We start from the raw sequence: 22461 nt of genomic DNA, 5'->3' as shown, positions 1-22461 counted from the left end.
TTGAGCCTGGTCAATCCAACGGTGCGCTTGGGCCTCTGAATAGTATGTGACGCATAACGTCACATATGTTATTTTGCTCCGTGTGATGCGGCGGGTCACACTTGCGTCATTCTCACTGAATGGATGCAGCGCGATCCTCATGATCATCAGCTTTCGGTACAAAGGACTGCGCGTTTTTTATGAAACCGGCAGCCCCCGCGGGATCCAGCCAGCCCATGCCAGCCGCCTCAAACGGCAGTTGCAAATCCTCGACCGTGCCATCGCGGCAGACGAGATGAGCGTGCCTGGCTGGCAATTGCACCCGCTCAAGGGCGAATTGGCTGGCTTCTGGTCGATCAGTGTCTCAGGCAATTGGCGGGTGATTTTCCGCTTTATTGGCTCGGACGTAGAGTTGGTCGATTACCTTGATTACCACTGAACAGGAGGGCACACCATGCCTCTGCACAATCCGCCCCATCCAGGTGAAACGCTGCGTGAGGACGTCTTGCCGACGCTAGGCCTGACAGTGAAAGCGTTTGCCGCGCACCTGGGTTTTTCCCGCGAGGCGCTCTCGCGGGTACTGCATGGCCGGGCCGCAGTCTCACCTGACTTGGCGTTGCGCTTGGAGATGGCTGGAGTCAGCACGGCTCGTCTGTGGCTGGCGATACAGGCTGATTACGATCTTTGGCAGGCTCGAAATCGTAAGCAGCCTGTTGTCGAGCGGCTTTTTCAGGCGGCATGAACGCTGTAGTCAAGCCCATCGTTTCTGCCAAGGTCTCGCGCGGTCCTATCGATAGATAAAACCTTCCGACTTCTCCGTCGATCATTGTTGAGCTGGATTGTTGTCGCCTTTGCCTTTGCTGTGGTCTTTACCTGTAGCTGTGACACCGTGAGTTGCTTGACCGAAAGCAGCACCGCTATCGCTCACTGCTCGGCTCGCAACCAACCCCGCAAGCGCCTGGCGCAGGCCGGGCAAATCGCTGAAACGCCGCTCACGCGTGACGCTACCGCCCTGCATTTCCAGCCACTGAACACTGTCGCGGTCACCGGCGTAGCGCTCGGCGACCTGGCCGTCGCGGTCCAGCAGAATGCGGTAGGTCGCCGAGCGCATATTTGGCACCAGCACGGCCTGGACCAGGCTCGGCAGCTTTTCGATATCCGCCACGAAGACCACGCCGCGTTGTTCCAGATAACCTTTCGGGGTGTGTTCCACCGCACTGTTTACCAGGCGCGCGCTGGACATGCTGCGGGCAATCATCAGCACACGGGTCTGGCCATCGAGGGTGAAGGGCTGGTCGAACTGGTCAGAGAGCGTCCAGGCATCGCGCACAGGCAAGGCCTGTTCGGCCAGCAGTGGGGGACAGCTCAGGCTGAGGATCAACAATAGCCAGGTCCGCATCGGGCAATGCTCGCGAGTGAGTGTGCTCCTTACCCTAGTCGTGCGCATACGCTAAAGCCAGCCGGCGCATGCTAAGTTACCCCGACCTCTCCCTCACCCGAGATGAGGCCCGAACCGGCGGTCGCAAACTCAGCCGACCACACATGGCCCATAAAAGGAGTTTACCGATGCCATTCCCCGCCCATGAACACACCGCCCTGTTAGCGCTCAAGGGCGTCGGGCCGACCGTCATCGCACGTCTTGAGCAGATAGGCATCGACTCGCTGGCGCTACTCAGTCAGGCGAATGTAGGCGACATCCTTGCTCAAGCTTCTGCCGCAGTGGGCTCGACCTGTTGGAAAAACAGCCCGCAAGCGCGGGCGGCGATTACTGCGGCGGTCGAGTTTGCCAAGAGTGCACAGTCAAGCACACCCGCCGCCCACTAGGCAGCGCTGGTACCTGAGATAGTCGTGAGTGCCGGTGCCCGTGCAGATGAACCCCGCCTGCTCATACAGGTACCTGGCGGGGTTATCGGGGCGCACGCTCAAGGCCAGCTGGGTGAACCCCAGGCTCAGTGCATCAGCGCTGTACCTGTCCAGTAGCGTGCGCCCCACGCCATTACGCCGGTAGCGCTCCGAGACATGGATAGTGCACAGCTCAGCCGTGCCTTGCTCGGCAGTCCATAGCGCGTAACCGGCGAACTGCTCATCGATGAGCGCGACCGTCAGTCGCTCGAAGTTATCCACCCAGCGCCGTAGATGCCTTTCCAGTTGCAGGCGCCAGGCCGTCTCATGGGCGGGCTCCCAGCGTTGGATGTAGGCCTGTTCGCCTTGATAGATCGACGGCAGGTCGGTCACCTGCGCGGGTCGTAGTCGAAGGGTCATCCTTGTGCCCTGTAGCTGATGAGGGGAGGTGGGGCGCGACGAGACAGAACGCTCAAGACTTCCCGTCAAGAAACCCGGATAATGCCCGCCATCGTTTTGCTCGAATTATGGTAATCCCGCATGGAAATCAAGGTAAATTTTCTCGATAACCTTCGACTTGAAGCCAAGTTCGATGATTTCACGGTGGTGGCCGATCAACCTATCCGCTACAAGGGCGATGGCTCGGCACCGGGGCCGTTCGACTACTTCCTGGCTTCGTCGGCGCTGTGCGCGGCTTACTTTGTAAAGCTGTACTGCCAGACGCGCAATATCCCTACGGAAAATATTCGCCTTTCGCAGAACAACATCGTCGACCCAGAAAACCGCTACAACCAGATCTTCAAGATCCAGGTCGAGCTGCCGGCCGATATCTCGGAAAAAGACCGCCAGGGCATCCTGCGCTCGATCGATCGCTGCACGGTGAAAAAGGTCGTGCAGACCGGGCCTGAGTTCATCATCGAAGAGGTGGACAACCTCGACGCCGATGCCCAGGCGCTGCTGATGCTCGACAGCGACGCCCAGGCCCGCACCTATATTGCCGGCAAGGACCTGCCACTGGAGCAGACCATCGCCAACATGTCGGCGATTCTCGCTGACCTTGGCATGAAGATCGAAATTGCCTCGTGGCGCAATATCGTGCCTAACGTCTGGTCGCTGCACATTCGTGATGCGCACTCGCCGATGTGCTTCACCAACGGCAAGGGGGCGACCAAGGAAGGCGCGTTGGCCTCGGCCCTGGGCGAATTCATCGAGCGGCTGAACTGCAACTTCTTCTACAACGATCAGTTCTGGGGCGAAGACATCGCCAATGCAGACTTCGTGCACTACCCCAACGAGCGTTGGTTCAAGCCGGGTCCGAAGGACGCGCTGCCGACGGAAATTCTCGATGAGTACTGCCTTGAAATCTACAACCCCGACGGCGAGCTGCGTGGCTCACACCTGTACGACACCAACTCGGGCAACAAGGAGCGCGGCATCTGCTCGCTGCCGTTCGTGCGCCAGTCGGACGGTGAGGTGGTGTACTTCCCCTCCAACCTGATCGAAAACCTGTACCTGAGCAACGGCATGAGCGCCGGCAATACCCTGGCCGAAGCGCAGGTGCAGTGCCTGTCGGAAATCTTCGAGCGCGCGGTCAAGCGCGAGATCCTCGAAGGCGAGCTGGCGCTGCCGGATGTGCCGCAGCAGGTGCTGGCCAAGTACCCTGGCATTCTCGCCGGGATCCAGGGCCTGGAAGAGCAAGGCTTCCCGGTGTTGGTCAAGGACGCTTCGCTGGGCGGTGAATTCCCGGTCATGTGCGTGACCTTGATGAACCCGCGTACCGGCGGTGTGTTCGCCTCGTTTGGCGCGCACCCAAGCTTTGAAGTGGCGCTTGAGCGCAGCCTCACCGAACTGCTCCAAGGCCGTAGCTTCGAAGGCCTCAACGACCTGCCGCAACCGACCTTCGAAAGCCACGCGCTGACTGAGCCGAACAACTTCGTCGAGCACTTCATCGACTCCAGCGGCGTGGTGTCGTGGCGCTTCTTCAGTGCCAAGGCCGACTTCGAATTCGTCGAGTGGGATTTCTCTGGCCAGGGCGAGCAGTCCAATGCCGATGAAGCGGCGACTTTGTTCGGCATCCTCGAAGGCATGGGCAAGCAAGTGTACATGGCGGTCTACGACAGCCTTGGCGCCAATGCTTGCCGGATCCTGGTGCCGGACTACTCGGAAATCTACCCGGTGGAAGACCTGATCTGGGACAACACCAACAAGGCCTTGCTGTTTCGCGCCGACATCCTCAACCTGCACCGCCTCGATGACCGCAGCCTGAGGGCGCTGGTCAAGCGTCTGGACAACTGCGAGGTGGACGAGTACACCGCCATCAGCACCTTGATCGGCATCGAGTTCGACGACAACACCGTCTGGGGTCAGTTGACAATCCTGGAGTTGAAACTGCTGATCAGCCTGGCCTTGAAGCGCTTTGAAGTGGCCAAGGAACTGGTGGAGACCTTCTTGCAGTTCAACGACAACACCCTGGAGCGCGGTCTGTTCTATCAGGCGCTGAACGTGGTGCTCGAAGTGCAGCTGGACGATGAGCTGGAGCTGGCCGATTACGAGGTCAACTTCCGCCGCATGTTCGGCAACCCACGGATGGATGCGGTGATCGGCTCGGTCGACGGCAGCGTGCGCTTCTATGGCTTGACCCCGACCAGCATGAAGCTGGAAGGGCTCGACCGACATTTGCGCCTGGTCGACAGCTACAAGAAGCTGCACAGCGCTCGGGCCAAGGCGGCGCTGTCCTGATAACGGTGTAAACAACAAAAGCACCCGAGGGTGCTTTTGTTGTTTTTGCAGCTTAGAACGTCCCGCGCTAGAAGAAGCTGCGCTGGGCCTTGAAGGTGAGCATGCCATCGCAGTAGCTGTTGATACCTGCATAGGCTGCGCAGCCGCCCCCACTGAGGTCGGAGTTGCTGTAGATCAGGTTCAGGTCCAGGCCCAGCCACGAGCGCGACAGCTTCAGCGACCAATCGTTGAAGCTGTCGACCTGGCGGCCATCGCCGATGGTGTAGGGCGTCCCGAGGCGGTGATGGGCCAGCTTCACGGTCACCCCGACATCCAACAGCGGCAGTTGGCCCAGATCGGCGAACAGGGTACCAATGCGGTTGTCGGGGTTGTCATTGAGCGCGCCGCCCAACTTGCTGCCCAACAGTGACAGGCCGCCGTACATCGCGTAGCGGTCACGGCCTGATATCTCGGGGTAGCTGTAATGGATCAGCCCTACCTCGTAGCCCAGGCTGTTGTCGAAGTGGTGCTTGTAGCCCAGGTAGTTATCCAGTTGCAGGGTGGAAGTGGGGGTCAGGCCCATGCTCGGCGCGTACTGGCCGAAGTACCAGCCGCTGGGGTGGGTGAAATCCAGGCCGCCGTGGAACGAGCCGATCGCGCTGGGAGAGATCAGCCCTTGGGCCATGCTGCGCGAGGCACTGGTGCCCAGTTTGAAATCGAACTCACCTAGCTGGCGCTGGATGATCTGCGCCTGCAGCGGCGGGCTGAGGAGCAGGGCTGCGCTGAGCAACACTAGCGGCTTGGTCATCATTACCGTCCTGGAAAGCCCGGATTTGAGAGGCCGAGGATACCTGTGCCTGCCGACATGGGGAACCCTTGAGCGAGCCTGCGGGATTTCCCTCTGGGCGATCTGCAGCCTTGAGCGTGGGTATATTCGATCAGGCACTATGCATGTACCCAACTCATCTAGCGTCGCGGGCACAGGCCATTGCCGTTGGCCGGGGATAGGGTTTAGCTAATCGCTGGCCGGGCGCAACCGGCTCGGCCTGAACACTCCAAGACAACAATGGCGCGCTGACCGCCTCAAGCAAGGCGGCCGCGCGGAAAATCAGGTGCACGCCATGAGCACACCCCTGGATTTGCAAGCATTGAAGGCCCGCCAGCAGGCGGCGTGGGCCAGTGGAGATTACGCGGTCATCGGTACCACGTTGCAGTTGGTTGGCGAGCGGTTGGCCGAAGCCTGCGACCTGCACTGGGACGAGCAGGTGCTGGATGTCGCCGCCGGCAACGGTAATGCCACCCTGGCGGCTGCACGGCGCGGTTGCCGGGTCACTTCCACCGACTATGTAGCCGAGCTGCTCAAACGAGGTGAAGAGCGCGCCCGCGCGGAACACCTGGATGTCGTGTTTCAAACCGCCGATGTCGAGGCGCTGCCGTTCGACAATGGTGCGTTCGATGCCGTCATCTCGACCTTCGGTGTGATGTTCGCCCCCGATCAGGCGCAGGCAGCCAAAGAGCTTGCCCGTGTTTGCCGCTCGGGCGGCAGGATTGGCCTGGCCAATTGGACCCCACAAGGTTTTATCGGCCAGATGTTCAAGACCCTGGGCCGGCACGTGCCACCGCCTGCCGGTGCGCAACCGCCATCGCGGTGGGGCGATGAAGAGCAGTTGCACCAGCTGTTCGGCGATGCCATCGGCTCAATCAAGGTGAGCCGCCAGCATTTTAATTTTCGCTACCGTTCGCCGGCGCATTTCATCGATGTGTTTCGCACCTGGTACGGCCCGGTGCACAAGGCCTTTGCGTCGCTGGAAAGCGCCGCAGCGGGTGCACTGGAAAGCGATTTGACCCAGCTGCTCATTGAGCACAATGGCGCAGGCGAAGGGTCGTTGGTGGTGCCCAGTGAATATCTGGAAGTGGTGATCAGCCGCCGCTGAAGGTGAAGCCACCGCCAGGTGGCGCCTGGGCTGGCGTTATCTGCCGATAGTGACAGGTGTGGGGGGCACTCTGGCCTCTTCGCGGCGAACCGCCGCGAAGAGGCCAGAACCCACAACACAAAAATTGAAAATCAAACGTTGGCTTTGGCTTAACTGGGGTTAGTTGCCTGCGCCTTGCGCAAAACTGTTAGCCTTGACGGGTTTCAGTCGCATTGGACAGGCCATGGCCAACCACAAGATCGAGATCCGTCGACGCAACGTCGAGAAGATTCTGCAAGCTGCCGAGAAGGTGTTTGCCGAGAAGGGCTTCGGCGCCACTTCGATGGGCGATATCGCCGAGCAGGCCGAACTGCCGCGCTCCAATCTGCATTACTACTTCAGCACCAAGGACGACCTGTATCGAGCGGTGCTGCAGGATCTGCTGGATGTGTGGAAGCAGGACGCCCTGTGCTTCGAGCGCTTCGACGACCCGCGGGTGGTGCTGACCAGCTATATCCGGGCCAAGATGAGCCACTCGCGCTCGCGCTCGCTGGGCTCGAAGATCTGGGCCGAGGAGATGCTGCACGGCGCGCCGCTGCTGGGCGCGAGCCTGGATGACAGCCTGGTGCCCTGGGCGCAGCTCAAGCAAGCGAAGATCCGTCGCTGGGTCGAGGAGGGGCGGATCCTGCCGGTCGAGCCTTCGGCGCTGTTGTACATGATCTGGGCCTCGACCCAGCATTACGCCGACTTTGGTTATCAGGTCGAGCTGCTCAATGGCGGCGAGCCGCTGTCGGACATGGCTTTTGAAAGGGCGGTGCAGACAGTGACCGGCGTTATCCTGCGCGGCATTGGCTTGGAGCCTTGATATGCATGACACGCTGATTGAACGAGCTGAACGCAGTATCCACGAGGTGCATCACCTAATTCATACAGTGTTCACCCGGCCTGCGGCTGAGACCCGCGACGTGCTTGAGCAATTGATGGCGGTGTTTGCCGATGACTTCAGCATGGTCACCACGGCTGGAGCGCTGGTGGACCGTAGCCAGGTGCGGCAGATGTTCGATCGCGTTGCGGGTACGCGGGTAGGGTTGCACATGCTGGTCAGCGATGTGCAGGTGGTGTGGCAGGCGGGGAGCGGCGTTGCCTTGAGGTACAAGGAGACGCATCGTTTGGCCAGGGTTGAGCAGGTGCGGTATTCGTTGGTGATCGTGCAGTGCAGCGCACAGGCGGTTGTTTGGCAGTGTTTGCATGAGACGGCGTTGGGGTGAAAGTACTGGGGCCGCAAAGCGGCCCCGACTATCGTCGAACAAACCGCAACCTAACCGGCCTCACGATACGGATTGCGCGGATCCTGGGTCCAATTCAGATAAGGCTTGCCGGTATCCTGCGCCACCATCTCGATGCAGTCCTCGACCGGGCAGGTGATCTGGCACAGGTTGCAGCCCACGCATTCCTCCTCGATGACGCTGTATTCATGGGTGCCGTCGGCCTTCAGCGCGCTGCCGATCGCCTGGTGCGAGGTGTCTTCGCAGGCAATATGGCAACGCCCGCAGCCAATGCACGCTTGCTGGTCAATCTGGGCAATCACCTTGTAGTTGATGTCCAGGTACTTCCAGTCCGTGGTATGCCCAACCGCCTGGCCACGGAACGCTTCCAGGTTACGATGACCATGCTGGTCCATCCAGCGCGCCAGCCCGTCCTTCATGTCCTCGACAATCCGAAAGCCATGCAGCATTGCCGCCGTGCACACCTGCACCGCACCGCTGCCCAGCGCGATGAACTCCGCGGCATCGCGCCAGTTACCGATACCGCCGATGCCGCAGATCGGCAGCCCACGGGTCTCAGGGTCGCGGGCAATTTCGGCGACCATGTTCAAGGCAATTGGCTTGACCGCCGAACCGCAATAACCGCCATGGGTGCTCTGATCGCCAACGATCGGGTGCGCAACCATGCGCTCGAGATCGACACTGGTGATCGAGTTGATGGTGTTGATCAGCGACACCGCATCGGCGCCACCGCGATGCGCAGCGCGGGCTGACTGGCGAATGTCGGTGATGTTCGGCGTGAGCTTGACGATCACCGGCAGCGAGCAGTAGGTCTTGCACCAGCGGGTGACCATCTCGACATACTCGGGCACCTGGCCGACAGCAGCGCCCATGCCACGCTCGGGCATGCCGTGCGGGCAGCCGAAGTTGAGCTCGATACCATCTGCGCCGGTGGCCTTTACCAGCGGCAGGATGAACTTCCATGACTGCTCTTCGCACGGCACCATCAGCGACACGATCAGCGCGCGGTCGGGCCAGTCCTTCTTGACCTGGGTGATCTCGCGCAGGTTGATCTCCAGCGAGCGGTCGGTAATCAGCTCGATGTTGTTGATGCCCTGCACCGAACGGTTGGCGCCAAAGTGCGCCGAGTAGCGCGACGACACGTTGACCGCTGCTGGGTCTTCGCCGAGGGTTTTCCAGACCACGCCACCCCAGCCGGCCTCGAACGCGCGGACCACGTTGTAAGCCTTGTCGGTTGGCGGTGCGGAGGCCAGCCAGAACGGGTTGGGTGCCTTGATACGGGCGAATTCGATAGACAAGTCGGCCATTTACGCAGCCTCCACATTGAGCATGAGTTGGGCATGGATGGCTTCGGCGGCCAGCTTGCCGTGTTGCACGGCCTGGACGGTGAGGTCCTGGCCTAGCGCGGTACAGTCGCCGCCGGCATAGATGCCGGGCAGGTTGGTGCGCAGGTTCTGGTCGACCTGAATGCGTTCGCCGTCGCGGGCCAGTTGCGCGGCCAGCGGGTCGCTGAGACTGGTGTCGTCGAAGCATTGGCCGATGGCTTTGAAGATCGCGTCGGCGGCCAGCTCGAAGCTTTCGCCGGTATCGCGCAGGCGGCCTTCGACCAGCTCGGTGCGGGTAAAGCGCATGCCGCGCACGCGATTGTGCTGATCGAGCAACACCGCATCCGGGCGTGCCCAGGTGTGCAGGCGTACCTGGTTGGCCTTGGCGATGTCCTGTTCATGGTCGGTGGCGCCCATGTCGGCGTGGCCACGGCGGTACACCAGGTTGACGTCGCGGGCGCCCAGGCGGCTCATCTGCACGGCCATGTCGATGGCGGTATTGCCCGCGCCGATCACCAGGCAGCGGTCAGCCAGCGGCAGTTGGCTCAGGTCATCGGCCTGGCGCAGTTCGCGAATGTATTCGGTGGCGGCGAGCAGGCCGGGCGCTTCTTCGTCCGCCAGGCCCAGTTGGCGTACAGCGTTCAGGCCCAGGCCGAGGAATACCGAGTCGTACTGCTGGTGCAGTTCGCTCAAGCTCAGGTTGCTGCCCAGGCGCTGGCCGTGGCGGATCTCGATGCCGCCGATGCCAAGTAAAAATTGCACTTCTTGCTGGGCGTAGTCGTCCACCAGTTTGTAGCGGGCGATGCCGTACTCGTTGAGGCCGCCGGTCTTCTCGCGGGCCTCGAAGATCACCACGTCGTGGCCATGCATGGCCAGGCGATGAGCGCAGGACAACCCCGCCGGGCCGGCACCGACCACTGCGATACGCTTGCCCGTGGCGGGCGCGCGCTTGAATGGGTGCTCGCTGAAACCGGCGTTGTCCAGCGCGTAGCGCTGCAGCTGGCCGATCAGCACGGGCGCGCATTCCTGGGCGTTGTTGCGCACGCAGGCTTGCTGGCAGAGGATTTCGGTCGGGCAGACCCGGGCGCAGCTGCCGCCGAGGATGTTCGCCGACAGAATCCGTTCGGCGGCGCCTTGCAGGTTGTCGTCGCTGATGCGGTGGATGAACGAGGGGATGTCGATCTCGCTGGGGCAGGCGTTGACGCACGGCGCATCGAAGCAGTACAGGCATCGAGCACTTTCCAACGCAGCCTGGCGAGCGCTGAGGGGGGGAGCGAGATCGCCGAAGTTATCGGCCAGTTGGTCGGCGCCGGCGCGGGGGCGCGGCAAGTGCTTCAGGGCATCGATCACGGTTGTAGCCTCTCTCTTTTTTATGGATTCAGGCGGCGGTCACTCGCCTGTCCGTTTCGGGGATGGCAGTCAACAGGTACAGCACTCTTGTTCTTGCTCGCCCATCGCAGGCTGTCGCCAGCCTGCGATGGGCTGCCTGGCAGGCCCGTGCTTCAGCGCTGAACGGGCGTCGGCCGCTGATGCTCGGCGCGTCGGCTGAGCACCTCATACACCGAGGGGTAGGCCGGGCGCTCCACGTAACGACCGGCGCCAGGTTCTGCGCGCAGGTCGCCATCGGCCCAGAGCACCCGGCCCTGGCTGATGGTGTGGCTGGGGATGCCGCGAACCGTGCGGCCTTCGAAGATGTTGAAATCGACCTGCTGGTGGTGGGTCTTGGCCGAGATCGTGCGGCTGCCCTGTGGGTCCCACAGCACCAGGTCGGCATCGGCGCCGACGCGGATCGCGCCCTTGCGCGGGAACAGGTTGAAGATCTTCGCCGTGTTGGTGGAGGTCAGCGCGACGAACTCGTGCATCGACAAGCGCCCGCTGTTGACCCCGGCGTCCCACAGCACGGCCATGCGGTCCTCGATGCCGGCAGTGCCGTTGGGGATGCGGCTGAAGTCGTTGCGCCCGGCGGCTTTCTGCTCGGCGCAGAAGCAGCAGTGGTCGGTGGCGGTGGTGTGCAGGTTGCCCGATTGCAGCCCGCGCCACAGCGCCTCTTGATGCTCGCGTGGGCGGAACGGCGGGCTCATCACAAAGCCGGCGGCGGTGGCCCAGTCCGGGTCGCGGTAGACGCTGTCGTCGATCAACAGGTGGCCGGGCAGGACTTCGCCATACACCGGCTGGCCCTTGGCCCGGGCATAGGCGATTTCATCCAGCGCCTCGCGGGTCGAGACATGCACCAGGTACAGCGGCGTGCCCAGGGTTTCGGCGATGCGGATGGCGCGGCTGGCGGCTTCGCCTTCGACCTGGGCAGGGCGCGACAGCGGATGCGCCTCGGGGCCGGTCATGCCCTGGGCGAGCAACTTCTGCTGCAGGTGGTAGACCAGCTCGCCGTTCTCGGCATGCACGGTAGGCACTGCGCCCAGTTGCAGGCAGCGCTCGAAACTGGCCACCAGGGTGTCGTCGGCGGCCATGATCGCGTTCTTGTAGGCCATGAAGTGCTTGAAGCTGTTGACCCCATGGTGGGCGACCAGCTCGCCCATCTCTTCGGCGACCTGTTCACTCCACCAGGTGATGGCGACGTGAAAGCCATAGTCGCTGGCGGATTTTTCCGCCCAGCCGCGCCAGGTGTGGAAGGCTTCCAGCAAGGATTGCTGCGGGTTGGGGATAACGAAGTCGATGATCGAGGTGGTGCCACCGGCAAGCCCTGCGGCAGTGCCACTGAAGAAGTCTTCACTGGCCACCGTGCCCATGAACGGCAGTTGCATGTGGGTGTGCGGATCGATGCCACCGGGCATCAGGTATTGGCCGCTGCCGTCGAGGATTTCGCAGCCAGCGGGGGGATCGAGGTTTTTGCCAATGGCGCGGATCAGGCCATCAACACACAGGACATCAGCGGGGTAGCTTTCTTCGTGAGTAACCACGGTGGCGCCACGGATCAACAGGGACATTGCCGTCTTCCTCGCAGGCTGACCGGTCTTGGGCCGGTTCTTGAAATTATTTTTCTGGCAGTGACTGGAGGATAAATTTAATCCTGTCAGGCCTGACAAGAATGAAATCTAGATGGGGATCTACTATTGTTCAAGAAATATTTTTATAAGCATATTCAGTTTATAAGTTCTTGAAAAATAACGAATTAAAATAAAAATCACCAAAATGGTGAGCCTCCTCACCATTTTGACGCACTTGACAAGATGGCAAATTGGTCAAGATTTTCCATGCAAAATCAGCTGCTTGAAACCGGGTGTGAGGGCCTGGTCAGCGGCGCAGAAAAAACACGCTGCACCAGATTGAAACCTGATGCAGGGGCCAAGGCCGGCCCGTTGCAGTTACAGCGTCAGCTGAGGGTGTGACCGTGCCCGCCGCTGGCGTTGAACAATGCTTTGCAGATCAGTTGATTACCTGTGGGCGGCGGCGGCCGACCGGGGCAGCTTCGGCCAACCCGGCACGCTTATTGAGAGGGCCCGCAGCCAGGCCGGGCCACAGGTGCAGTACTGGTGGTGTGTGTACTCCGGCCATCGCATTAGCCCGATGAGCGAAAAACTAAAAGAAAATCTGGAGAAGGCCCCATGCAACCGAGCAGATCGGAAGTGATCGAAAAGGATGGTCTGTGCGAGCTCAATGCTGGCAGCGACGTCCTCGACAGCCCCCGCTACAACCACGACATGGCCCCCACCAAGGTGCACCAGCGCACCTGGAACAAGTGGCACATCACCGCCTTGTGGGTGGGGATGTCCATCTGTGTGCCGACCTACACCCTGGGCGGCGTGCTGACCGCCTACTTCGGCTTGAGCGTGGGCGAGGCGTTGCTGGCGATCCTGCTGGCCAACCTCATCGTATTGATCCCGCTGACCCTCAACGCCTTCCCAGGGACCAAATATGGCATTCCCTTCCCAGTGCTGTTGCGCTCCTCGTTCGGGATTCTCGGCTCCAACGTGCCGTGCCTGATTCGTGCGGTGGTCGCCTGCGGCTGGTTCGGCATCCAGACCATGTTCGGCGGCTTGGCCATTCACCTGTTCCTGGGCTCGGTGTTCGACGGCTGGAAGGCCTTGGCCGGCACCGGCGAGGTGCTGGGTTTCATGATCTTCTGGGCGCTCAACCTGTGGGTGGTGCTGCGTGGCGCCGAGTCGATCAAGTGGCTGGAAACGCTGTCTGCGCCGCTGTTGGTGGCAGTCGGTTTCGGCCTGCTGTTCTGGGCCCTGCCGCACATGTCGATGACCGAGCTGCTGGCGCAACCACCCAAGCGTCCAGAGGGCGCCAGCGTGGTCAGTTACTTCTGCGCGGGGTTAACGGCGATGGTCGGCTTCTGGGCCACACTGTCGCTGAACATTCCCGACTTCAGCCGCTATGCCAAGAGCCAGAAAGACCAGATCCTCGGGCAGATTTTCGGCCTGCCGCTGACCATGTTCCTGTTCGCCGCCCTGGGGGTGGTGATGACCGCCGCCTCGGCCTCGCTGGTGGGGGAAACCGTGTCCGATCCGGTCAGCCTGATCGGCCGTATCCAGAGCCCAGGCTGGGTCGCATTGGCCATGGCCTTGATCGTGATCGCCACGCTTTCGACCAACACCGCAGCGAACATCGTCTCGCCTACCAACGACTTCCAGAACATCGCCCCCCGCTTGATCGGGCGCACTCGGGCGGTGCTGCTGACCGGGGTGATCGGGTTGCTGCTGATGGGCCATGAACTGCTGAAAAAGCTCGGCTGGATCGTTTCCGAGCTGAGCCTTGAGAGCGTCTATTCCAACTGGCTGCTGGGCTACTCCAGCCTGCTCGGGCCGATTGCCGGGATCATGGTGGTGGACTACTTCCTGATCCGCCGTCAGCAGCTGGACCTTGCCGGGTTGTACCGCGACGACGTTTACCCGGCCTGGAACTGGGCGGGTTTTGCCGCCTTCGCGCTACCGGTGGCGCTTACCGTGATGGCTATCGGCAATACTAGCTTCAGTTGGTTCTATGACTACGGCTGGTTTACCGGGTCGCTGCTGGGTGGGGCGCTGTACTACGTCCTCGGTGGCATCGCAGCTCGCAGTCCGGCACGGCTGGCTAAACCTGTGCCCTGAGCAACCGCGCTGGTCTGTTCGCGGGCAAGCCCCCACAGGGCTTGGCGTGATGTTCGGATCAGCGTTCAGCCTGTGCGGGCTTGCCCGCGAACAAGCCCCACTCGACAACCCATGCGTGTCAGCAGAAAAAAGCCAGAGGAGATGACCATGAATCCTGCCAAGGATGTCCTGCAATCCACCGACCGCCACGTCGACAGCGCCCGCCTGTGGCAATCTTTGATGGACCTCGCGCGCCTCGGCGCTACCGCCAAGGGCGGCGTCTGTCGCCTGGCGTTGACCGACCTCGATCGCCAGGCCCGCGACCTGTTCGTGCAGTGGTGCCAAGCGGCCGGCTGCAGCGTCAGCATCGACGGCATCGGCAACATCTTCGCCCGCCGCCCGGGGCGCAATCCCAAGCTGCCGCCGGTAATGACCGGCAGCCACATCGACACCCAGCCTACCGGCGGCAAGTTCGACGGTTGCTTTGGCGTGATGGCGGGGCTAGAGGTGATCCGCACCCTCAACGACCTCGGCGTGGAAACCGAGGCGCCGCTGGAAGTGGTGGTGTGGACCAACGAAGAAGGCTCGCGCTTCCCCCCCTGCATGATGGGCTCGGGCGTGTTCGCCGGTAAGTTCACCCTCGAGCAGACCCTGGCCAAGACCGACGCGCAAGGCGTGACAGTGGGCGATGCGCTCAACGCCATCGGCTATGCCGGCCCGCGTGCCGTGCTTGGCCATCCGGTGGGCGCCTACTTCGAAGCGCACATCGAACAGGGACCGATTCTTGAGGACCAGGCCAAGACCATCGGCGTGGTGCTCGGCGCCCTCGGACAGAAGTGGTTCGACCTGAGCCTGCGTGGCGTCGAAGCGCATGCCGGCCCCACGCCCATGCATTTGCGCAAGGACGCCCTGGTCGGCGCTGCGGCGGTGGTCGAGGCGGTCAACCGCACTGCGCTCGGCCATCAGCCCCACGCGTGCGGTACGGTTGGATGCCTGCAAGCGTATCCGGGCTCGCGTAACGTCATTCCGGGGGAAGTGCGCATGACCCTGGATTTGCGTCATCTGCAAGGCGATCAATTGGACGCGATGATCGTCGAGGTGCGTGAGGTGATCGAGGCTACCTGTGCCAAGCACGGCTTGAGCTACGAGCTGACCCCAACCGCAGATTTCCCCGCGCTGTATTTCGACCGCAGTTGCGTGGACGCGGTGCGCGACTCGGCGCGCACGCTTGGCCTGCCGCACATGGACATCGTCAGTGGGGCAGGGCATGACGCTATCTTCCTCGCCGAGCTAGGCCCGGCGGGAATGATCTTCGTGCCCTGTGAAAATGGCATCAGCCACAACGAGATCGAGAACGCCACGCCCGAGGATTTGGCGGCAGGCTGCGCGGTGTTGTTGCGGGCGATGCTGGCGGCGTCCGAGGCGATTGCCAGCGGGCGCCTGGCTGCCTGACTCAAGCTACCATTGCTGGGCCAGCGGTGGCGGGCCGGACAATGACGGGAACAGGGGCAGCACGTCCTGCCCCAGTTCCTCGATGATCTCGGCCGCGGGTCGGCGTGCCATCTGCATACCCAAGGCTGCATGGTTGACCCCGGCAGCCTGCCATTCACCGAGCAATTCGATCAGCCCGTTGCGCCCTGTCTTCAGTACATAGCCACCTTGCAACGGCGTACGTGGAAAGTTCGGATCCTCCGCCAGATCAATCCATTCGTTGGTCATGTGCGGGCGGAAACCGCCGCCGGGAATCGCTTCGCGCCAGGCGCGGATCTTCTCTGCCAGGCGCCGCGGTCCCATCACGTTGTGGGTGGCCTCGGGGTAAGTCAGCCAGCCATCGGCCTGCTCGCCCAGCCAGTGCATCGATTGGCGCGATGAGCCGGTGACGATCAGCGGAATGCGGCCGGTGACTGGCTTGGGCAGCAGGAACGCGTCGCTCAACTGCCCCAGGGGTGACTCAATGCTGGGCGGGGTGTTCGCCAGCAGTTGACGGAAGTAGTCCACCGACTGCGCAAAGCGCTCGCCGCGTGTCTCATGTGCCAGGCCATAGGCGGGGAATTCCACCGCACGATCCCCGGAGGCGATGCCCAGCACCAATCGGCCGCCAGATAACCTATCGATGCTCACCGCCGACTTGGCCAGTTCGATGGGGTGGCGCAAGGAAAAGATCGCACTGCCCGTCGCCAGTGCAATCTGCCGCGTGTGCGCGGCCAGATAGGCGAGATAGACGAATGGATCGAACACTTGCCCGGCATCGCCGAACCCCGGATCGAACAGCGGTACATCGCGCACCCAGGTGGCGGCGAAGCCCAGGCGATCGATCGTGCTGACCAGCTGCGCCTGTCCTTCGAGCACGGCCATGTCGCCTGCATAGAAGCGCAGCGGCAAGAAGATCCCCAGGGTCAGTTGGTCCGGGGCGAACATGCGCCGGTAGCCAGGGTGATCGGCGAATGCCGAAGCATTGGCGCCGCGAGTGACAGCGGCTGGGTTGAACTGGGTCATGTCGTTCATGGCGATTCCTTGCAGGTGGAGTCAGGCGCCTGTTGCAGGCTCTGGTAGGCGAATGCCGCGCTGTACCGCGGGTCGTTGCTCGACGCGGGCGAACCACTCGCTTAGGTGGCGGTGGTGGCTGAAGTCGAAGTCGATCACACGGGCGATGTGCATCCAGCCGAAGCTGGCGATATCGGCAATCGAGAAGGCATCACCGGCTAGCCACAAACGGTTGGCCAAATGCTGGTCGAGCGTGGCCAAGGCGGTTTCGCTGAGCTGCCGGTAGCGGTTGATGGCTGGCTCATTGCGGGTCTGTTCGAACAGTTCGAAATGCACCCGCTGGCCTAGCAACGGCCCCATGCTGGCGCTGTGGAACATCAACCAGGTGATGGTCTGCCAGTGCGCTTGAGGCTGGCGGTCGAGCAGCTGGCCGCTCTTGTCAGCGAGGTACAACAGAATCGCGGCGGACTCGAACAGGGTGATGCCGCTGCTGCGGTCGACCAGCACCGGGATCCGTCCATACGGGTTAAGTGCAAGAAAATCGGCATGGTGCTGATGCCCTTGCTCGATGCGTACATGCCGCAGGCTGTACGCCAGGCCCATTTCTTCCAGGGCGATGGTGATCTTGAAGCCATTGGGGGAGCTGTCGGTGTAGAGAATCAGATCGGGATCAGGCATGGACCACTTACCTCAGGCAGGCTAATGTCAGCGACGAGTGTTGCCAGCCATGCTAGTGGGCCGGGTAGGCAGCTGAAAAACGATATGTCCTGCGCTTAAGCGTTAGTTTTTCTAAACCAAGGAGTGGCTTGATGGGCGCTGTGCTTCCTTTACTGGCCCTGCGGGCATTCACTGAAACCGCGCGCCTGGGTAGCCTCAAGGCCGCTGCGCACCGGTTGGGGGTGACGCCTGGGGCGATCAGCCAACAGATTCGCCAACTTGAAGACCGGCTGGGCGCTACGCTGCTGCTGCGCAGTCGCCAGGGCGTACAACTGACCGAAGCAGGAGCGCGTTTGCATCCAGGTTTGCTGCGCGGTTTCGGCCAGATTGAAAACGCCCTGGCTGAGCTTGAGGCAATGACGGCCGAGCAAACCCTGACCGTGAGTACCGTGCCGTCTTTTGCGTCGTGCTGGCTGGTGCCGCGGCTGGCCGATTTCAGTGCCCGGCACCCGGGCATCGAAGTGCGGGTGGAGGCCACGGCGCAGCTGGTGGATTTGCACCATGAGCGCGTCGACATCGCCTTGCGCCATGGCCTGGGGCACTATCCGGGGCTTGAGTCGATTGCATTGCTGGCCCCGGTGCTGCTGCCAGTCGCCAGCCCCGCATTACTGGGCAAAGGCCCGGCCATCCAGAGTCCGGCGGATTGCCTGCACTATCCGCTGTTGCAAGACTCCGACCGCGCCGACTGGGCACTATGGCTACAGGCGCATGGCGTGGAGCCTGACAGCAGGGTCAGGCGCGGGCCGAGCTTTGATGAGGATCTGTTGTTATTGCGCGCAGCGGCGATGGGCCAGGGCATTGCTCTGGTGCAAGACAATCATGCCCAGGAAGAGTTACAAAGTGGCAGGTTGGTGGTGGTGCTGGACCTGCCCTGGCCCGCGCGCTTCGCCTATTACGCGGTTGCTCGCCCGAATGCCTTGCAGCGTGCGCCGGTATCCGCGTTCATCGATTGGCTCAGGCATCAGGCGAACCTTGCATCGCCAGTGTTGCCCACCGTCTGAAGGGAGATCGACCCGCCCATGCTCACCCATACCGCTTACCTGCACAGTGCCAAACGCGCCAGGTTGCAACGCTTGCGCGGGCGCGTCGGCTTGGGCCTGGTCGCCGGGCTGTCGGTGCTGGCGGGAATGACCGATGCCATCGGCCTATTGGCGATGGGCGATTTCGTCTCGTTCATGAGTGGCAACACCACCCGCTTGGCCGCAGCCATCAGCCAGGCCGATCTGGCCCTGGTGGTGCGTCTGGCGCTGGCGATTGTTGGCTTCGTGGTCGGCAATGCCCTTGGCGTGATGCTGGTGCGCAGCTTCAAGCGCAAGGCCTGGCCGGTGCTGTTGATTGTCGCCAGCCTGCTGACCAGCGCTGGCCTGTGGCCGGTACCGACGGCATTGCCAGCGCTGCTCACGGCGATCCTGGCCATGGGCATGATCAATGCCGTGGTCGAGCAAGTGAATGGCCTGCCGATCGGCCTGACCTATGTGACCGGTGCGCTGTCACGCTTCGGTCGCGGGCTTGGGCGCTGGCTGCTGGGCGAGCGGCGCAATGGCTGGCGGGTGCAGTTGGTGCCTTGGACTGGCATGTTGCTGGGCGCCGCGCTGGGGGCTTGGTTGCAACAACGGCTGGGGCTGATTGCGCTGATTGGCAGTGGCGCGCTGGCCAGCGTACTGGCTTTGGTCTGCGCCTTCATCCCCAGGGCTTGGCAACTGGGCTACCTGCCGCGCTAGCGAGCTGTAGTTCTTTTCAGTAAGGCTAATGGCTTAGTCGAGCACCGGCCGCAGGAAGCTTCGCTCATAACTCAGAATGAACCGCTGCTCGGTCGCCAGGGCGAACGCGGCGATGCATTCTGGATCGGTTTCAGAATCTTTGCGGTACTGTTCGTACGCCGCAAGGCTTGGGAAACTGAACAGTGCGTAGGCGATATTGTTGGCGCCCTCGCAAGGCAGGAAATAACCATGGTGGGTGCCGCCCATGCGGTTGACCAGATGAATCCACAACCGTGAGTAGTGCTCGAAGGCAGGGATCTGGTAGGGGTCGATGACGTATCTGAGGTGGCAGGTAATCATTCGCTCATTCCTTTGCTGCGAGGTGGGGCGCACACCTTAGCAGGCAACCCGTAGCAGCGTCGATTAGCGCCCCATCAACGCGAGCACCAGGGTCTGACTGATCAGCTCATAGCCTTCGCGCAGCGCCCTCGGCGGCAGACCCTTGTGACAGGGTGTGCCGGGATTTTCCTCTGTATGGTCCGATTGGCCCCCATCTGTAGCTTATGCCAGCTGCCTGCCTGCTTTAGCATCGACGGCCCGGCCTAGGTGCAAGTTATGAACGAGACTCCCCGCACAATCGATTTTTCCGGCCTGATGGTGCGTCGGTTGCAAACGGGTGACCACGCGATGATCTGTGCCCAGCGCGAAAAAATGTTCGCTGAGGCCGGTGGTGAGCCTGCCCAGCTGCGCGTCATGACCGAGCACTTCGCGACCTGGTTACGCCCGCGTTTATTGGATGGGCGATACTTTGGCTTCGTCCTCAGCGATCAAGGCAAAACCGCTGCGGCGATTGGTTTGATGAGCCTGGACTGGCCGCCGCATCCGGCTCATCCAACCTGCGCCCAGCGTGGCTATGTGCTCAATGTGTTCGTCGAGCCGGACTACCGACGGCGCGGGCTGGCCTCGGCCTTGATGAACCTGGCCGAGGCCGAGTTCGCCCGGCGCGGCATCGGCTTTGCCATTCTCCATGCCACCGAACTTGGCCGGCCGGTGTATGAAAACCTGGGCTGGGTAGCGACCGCTGAGATGGCCAAAGTCATCCCGCTCGATTGAGTGACCAACACGCCCAATAGCCTTTCACTTTTATTGAGTTCCAAGACATGGATATCCACTTGCTCCTCGCTTATTCCCTGGTTGCCGCGATTGCCATCGCCAGCCCTGGGCCTGCCTCATTGATGGCGATCAACAACAGCATCCAGTACGGCGCACGCTCGGCGATCTGGTCGTCGCTGGGCAACGTCAGTGGCCTGTTCTGCTTGTCGGCAGCGGCGATGCTCGGCTTGGGGGCCTTGCTTGCCAGCTCGGAAATACTGTTCAACGCAGTGAAGATTCTGGGGGCGGCTTACCTGTTCTACCTGGGCGCAAAGCAGCTGTTAAAGAAGAATTCGATGCTTGCGAACGATGGCGCGGGCAGCAGCAAGGCCAACAGACCGACGCGGATGAAACTGTATAAGTCGGCGTTTCTCACGGCAGCGACCAACCCCAAGGCGACCATGTTCTTCACCGCGCTGTTCCCGCAGTTCATTGACCAGGGGGCTGCATTGCTGCCGCAGTTTTTGATCCTTACCTCGATCTTCATGGCGCTGTCGCTGATGTCGCTGGGGCTGTACGCAATGCTCGCCTCGCGGGCCAAGGGCGTGCTGACCCGGCCGGCGTTTTCGCGCTGGGTCAGTCGGGTGGTAGGGACCACCTTCATTGGCTTCGGCGCGGCGATTTTGATGATGCGCCGGCAGACGGCCTGAGCGCGGAGCTGGCCTTCAGCGCGGATACGCGCGCAGCTGCGCTACCGCCGAGGCAGCCTGCTGCTGGTCGGGCAGGGCCAAGGCCAAGCGGTACAACAACAGATGCGCGCGGCACAGGGCGTCTGGCTGGTCTGCGTGCTGGCGCGGCTTGACGAACAGCTCGCGCGCTGCGGGCATGCTGGCCTGGGCCTGGATAAACAGGGCATCGAGGTTGGCTTTGAGCAGCGACGCTGTGGCGTCGCTGGGGTTTTGCGCTGCGGCCTCGATGACGCCGCGCTGAGCCTCCTGGATTTGTTGCAAGACAGTCGCTGGTACCGCTTCGGCGTAGCTGAAGCCTGCCGGTAGCGTGCCAAGAATGTAGTTTTTGCACTGCTCGGGCGCATGCTCTTGCAGGGCCTGCATCAGCGCCACCTGGGCGTGCCAGAACGCCAGGGTTGGCGCGGCAGGTGCCATGTCCAGCGCCTGAGTGACCAGGATCGAGCTCTCGCGCCCGGTCAACCCACTGAACTGAGCGAAGCTGCTGGCCTCATCCAGTGCCTTGGCGGCCTCGGTCTTGATCGCCTGGTAGCGCTCGGGATCGGCTTGGGCAAGGGTTCTGAACACGAAGTTGCCTTGCAGGAAGCTATCGAGCTGGCCTGGTTGCTTTAGTCGCAGCAGTCGGCCATCGCTGAACCGCCCAGGATCGACCACCGCGGTGACGATCCGCTCGTGCAGCAGTTGCTCGCTTTGCGGATACCACATGGCGCTGGGAGGGGTATTGAGCATTTTGTCGCTGAACGCTGCCGATACGCCATGCTCATCGAAGGCCTGGCGATACATAGCGCGCATGAACTGAGGCGCAGTGTCACTGCCGTAGAGGTTTGGGCTGTGGAAGCCCAGGCGCCCCTGATGACCCAGCAGCCGCTGCTTGCCGGCCAGGAACAGCAGGGTACAGGCACTGGAACACTCAGCGTTGGTATAGGTGGTGAAGCCGTTTTCCTTGATACGCAGGGCAATCGCCCGGGCTTCGCCCAACAGCCCGCCGGGGCTGTCCAGCTGGACTGTGGTCAGCTGTGGATTGGCCCTGAGAAGCTGCTCGAATGTGCTCAGGCTGCCGGGTGACAGAGCGCCGGCAATTTCCACTTCGTGCTCGCTGAGCAGGCTGATGCGGTGGGCAGGTAACGAATCGGGGCTGCTGACCATTTGCGCCAGCGACTTGAGTGCCGGGTAGAACCCCAGCAGCAGTTCGCGCCCGCTCACCAACAGCACTGCCAGCACCAACATGCGCACCAGAGTAACCCAATAGACCTTGCCGCCTTGCGCCTTGTGGCGCTTAGCCGAGCGCCTGACCCCCACCGCCTGCCAGATGGCCACCGCCAGGGTGATACACAGCAGCGGGATCAGCACGGCAACCAACGCCTTTGGACTGAGTGGGTAGCGCACCAGCAGCCAATACAGCAGCAAGAAAATGGGCAGCGACAACACGCCCAGCAACATTTCGTTGACCCACAACGACGTCGCCAGCGACAGCTCGCCACGCCAATGGCGCACGATGTAATGGCGGCGAGGTTCAGGCAGCGGGTCGTCGACCGATCGTTCCATGATCCGGGGTTCCGTTACGAGAGGGGGGAGCGGCTATGGATAATAATCGATCAGCTGTGGGCGACGGTAGGAAACCGCATCGCG

The 22461-nt window shown here is 62.1% G+C and carries 23 protein-coding genes; 13 read left to right on the top strand and 10 right to left on the bottom strand.

Going from position 1 to position 22461, the window contains the following annotated elements; all coding sequences use genetic code 11:
- Window positions 1-139 precede the first annotated feature (139 nt).
- Complete coding sequence (locus tag HU737_RS12295; protein WP_186557250.1) at window positions 140-418, top strand: type II toxin-antitoxin system RelE/ParE family toxin; 279 nt, start codon at window positions 140-142, stop codon at window positions 416-418.
- Window positions 419-433: 15 nt separating this feature from the next.
- Window positions 434-721, top strand: a complete 288-nt coding sequence (locus HU737_RS12290; RefSeq protein ID WP_186557235.1) for a HigA family addiction module antitoxin — start codon at window positions 434-436, stop codon at window positions 719-721.
- A gap of 81 nt (window positions 722-802) precedes the next feature.
- Here HU737_RS12290 and HU737_RS12285 read toward each other — a convergent pair whose 3' ends face one another.
- Window positions 803-1378 (bottom strand): hypothetical protein, encoded by a 576-nt coding sequence (locus HU737_RS12285; RefSeq protein ID WP_186557234.1) that lies wholly within the window; start codon window positions 1376-1378, stop codon window positions 803-805.
- Between the two features lie 167 nt (window positions 1379-1545).
- Between HU737_RS12285 and HU737_RS12280 the strand changes: the two genes are divergently transcribed.
- Entirely contained in the window at window positions 1546-1803 is a 258-nt protein-coding gene (locus HU737_RS12280; RefSeq protein ID WP_186557233.1) for a helix-hairpin-helix domain-containing protein, read from the top strand.
- Here HU737_RS12280 and HU737_RS12275 read toward each other — a convergent pair.
- Window positions 1780-2241: a GNAT family N-acetyltransferase gene (locus HU737_RS12275; protein WP_186557232.1), complete on the bottom strand. Its 462-nt coding sequence runs from the start codon at window positions 2239-2241 to the stop codon at window positions 1780-1782. The genes HU737_RS12280 and HU737_RS12275 overlap by 24 nt on opposite strands.
- A gap of 120 nt (window positions 2242-2361) precedes the next feature.
- Between HU737_RS12275 and HU737_RS12270 the strand changes: the two genes are divergently transcribed.
- Window positions 2362-4560 carry an OsmC domain/YcaO domain-containing protein gene (locus HU737_RS12270; RefSeq protein ID WP_186557231.1) on the top strand — a complete coding sequence of 733 codons (2199 nt, stop codon included), beginning with the start codon at window positions 2362-2364 and terminating at the stop codon, window positions 4558-4560.
- Window positions 4561-4627: 67 nt separating this feature from the next.
- On the opposite strand, the gene HU737_RS12265 is transcribed toward HU737_RS12270, so the two are convergent.
- Window positions 4628-5347, bottom strand: a complete 720-nt coding sequence (locus tag HU737_RS12265; protein WP_186557230.1) for a TorF family putative porin — start codon at window positions 5345-5347, stop codon at window positions 4628-4630.
- Between the two features lie 313 nt (window positions 5348-5660).
- Here HU737_RS12265 and HU737_RS12260 point away from each other — a divergent pair, with 313 nt between their 5' ends.
- The 3 genes from HU737_RS12260 (at window position 5661) to HU737_RS12250 (ending at window position 7720) form a co-directional block, all read left to right on the top strand.
- Window positions 5661-6473, top strand: a complete 813-nt coding sequence (locus HU737_RS12260) for a class I SAM-dependent methyltransferase (RefSeq protein ID WP_186557229.1) — start codon at window positions 5661-5663, stop codon at window positions 6471-6473.
- A 223-nt stretch (window positions 6474-6696) separates the two neighbouring features.
- Window positions 6697-7317, top strand: a complete 621-nt coding sequence (locus tag HU737_RS12255) for a TetR/AcrR family transcriptional regulator (RefSeq protein ID WP_186557228.1) — start codon at window positions 6697-6699, stop codon at window positions 7315-7317.
- 1 nt (window position 7318) lies between these two features.
- Window positions 7319-7720: a DUF4440 domain-containing protein gene (locus HU737_RS12250; RefSeq protein ID WP_186557227.1), complete on the top strand. Its 402-nt coding sequence runs from the start codon at window positions 7319-7321 to the stop codon at window positions 7718-7720.
- A gap of 50 nt (window positions 7721-7770) precedes the next feature.
- On the opposite strand, the gene preA is transcribed toward HU737_RS12250, so the two are convergent.
- The 3 genes from preA to hydA all read right to left on the bottom strand — a co-directional run bounded on the left by preA (window position 7771) and on the right by hydA (window position 12005).
- On the bottom strand, window positions 7771-9045 hold the full coding sequence (preA, locus tag HU737_RS12245; protein ID WP_186557226.1) for an NAD-dependent dihydropyrimidine dehydrogenase subunit PreA: 1275 nt from the start codon (window positions 9043-9045) through the stop codon (window positions 7771-7773).
- Window positions 9046-10413 (bottom strand): NAD(P)-dependent oxidoreductase, encoded by a 1368-nt coding sequence (locus tag HU737_RS12240; RefSeq protein ID WP_186557225.1) that lies wholly within the window; start codon window positions 10411-10413, stop codon window positions 9046-9048.
- A 152-nt stretch (window positions 10414-10565) separates the two neighbouring features.
- Entirely contained in the window at window positions 10566-12005 is a 1440-nt protein-coding gene (gene hydA / locus HU737_RS12235; protein ID WP_186557224.1) for a dihydropyrimidinase, read from the bottom strand.
- 618 nt (window positions 12006-12623) lie between these two features.
- Here hydA and HU737_RS12230 point away from each other — a divergent pair.
- On the top strand, window positions 12624-14114 hold the full coding sequence (locus tag HU737_RS12230) for an NCS1 family nucleobase:cation symporter-1 (protein ID WP_186557223.1): 1491 nt from the start codon (window positions 12624-12626) through the stop codon (window positions 14112-14114).
- A gap of 147 nt (window positions 14115-14261) precedes the next feature.
- Window positions 14262-15545, top strand: a complete 1284-nt coding sequence (locus HU737_RS12225; protein WP_186557222.1) for a Zn-dependent hydrolase — start codon at window positions 14262-14264, stop codon at window positions 15543-15545.
- A 6-nt stretch (window positions 15546-15551) separates the two neighbouring features.
- Here HU737_RS12225 and HU737_RS12220 read toward each other — a convergent pair whose 3' ends face one another.
- Together HU737_RS12220 and HU737_RS12215 are read right to left on the bottom strand one after the other, a co-directional pair.
- Complete coding sequence (locus tag HU737_RS12220; protein ID WP_437182221.1) at window positions 15552-16598, bottom strand: LLM class oxidoreductase; 1047 nt, start codon at window positions 16596-16598, stop codon at window positions 15552-15554.
- Window positions 16599-16619: 21 nt separating this feature from the next.
- Window positions 16620-17255 (bottom strand): glutathione S-transferase family protein, encoded by a 636-nt coding sequence (locus HU737_RS12215; RefSeq protein ID WP_186557221.1) that lies wholly within the window; start codon window positions 17253-17255, stop codon window positions 16620-16622.
- A gap of 131 nt (window positions 17256-17386) precedes the next feature.
- On the opposite strand from HU737_RS12215, the gene HU737_RS12210 reads away from it, so the two are divergent.
- Together HU737_RS12210 and HU737_RS12205 are read left to right on the top strand one after the other, a co-directional pair.
- Window positions 17387-18295 carry a LysR substrate-binding domain-containing protein gene (locus HU737_RS12210; protein ID WP_186557220.1) on the top strand — a complete coding sequence of 303 codons (909 nt, stop codon included), beginning with the start codon at window positions 17387-17389 and terminating at the stop codon, window positions 18293-18295.
- Between the two features lie 18 nt (window positions 18296-18313).
- Window positions 18314-19015, top strand: coding sequence for a YoaK family protein (locus HU737_RS12205; protein WP_186557219.1), 702 nt, complete (start codon window positions 18314-18316; stop codon window positions 19013-19015).
- Window positions 19016-19048: 33 nt separating this feature from the next.
- Here the strand turns inward: HU737_RS12205 and HU737_RS12200 are convergent, their stop codons facing one another.
- Window positions 19049-19354, bottom strand: a complete 306-nt coding sequence (locus HU737_RS12200; protein WP_186557218.1) for an NIPSNAP family protein — start codon at window positions 19352-19354, stop codon at window positions 19049-19051.
- A 255-nt stretch (window positions 19355-19609) separates the two neighbouring features.
- Between HU737_RS12200 and HU737_RS12195 the strand changes: the two genes are divergently transcribed.
- Together HU737_RS12195 and HU737_RS12190 are read left to right on the top strand one after the other, a co-directional pair.
- Window positions 19610-20107 (top strand): GNAT family N-acetyltransferase, encoded by a 498-nt coding sequence (locus tag HU737_RS12195; protein ID WP_186557217.1) that lies wholly within the window; start codon window positions 19610-19612, stop codon window positions 20105-20107.
- 47 nt (window positions 20108-20154) lie between these two features.
- A complete protein-coding gene (locus HU737_RS12190; RefSeq protein ID WP_186557216.1) occupies window positions 20155-20796 on the top strand; it encodes a LysE family translocator in 642 nt (213 codons plus the stop codon).
- Between the two features lie 15 nt (window positions 20797-20811).
- Here HU737_RS12190 and HU737_RS12185 read toward each other — a convergent pair whose 3' ends face one another.
- The gene (locus HU737_RS12185; RefSeq protein ID WP_186557215.1) at window positions 20812-22377 is read right to left on the bottom strand and encodes a COG3904 family protein; all 1566 of its coding nucleotides are present in this window, start codon (window positions 22375-22377) and stop codon (window positions 20812-20814) included.
- Window positions 22378-22461 lie beyond the last annotated feature (84 nt).

Origin of the sequence: Pseudomonas urmiensis (assembly GCF_014268815.2) — a bacterium.
GTDB lineage: Bacteria > Pseudomonadota > Gammaproteobacteria > Pseudomonadales > Pseudomonadaceae > Aquipseudomonas > Aquipseudomonas urmiensis.
Note: the sequence above shows the minus strand (reverse complement) of the source record. Positions and strands in the feature narration are given on the sequence as shown.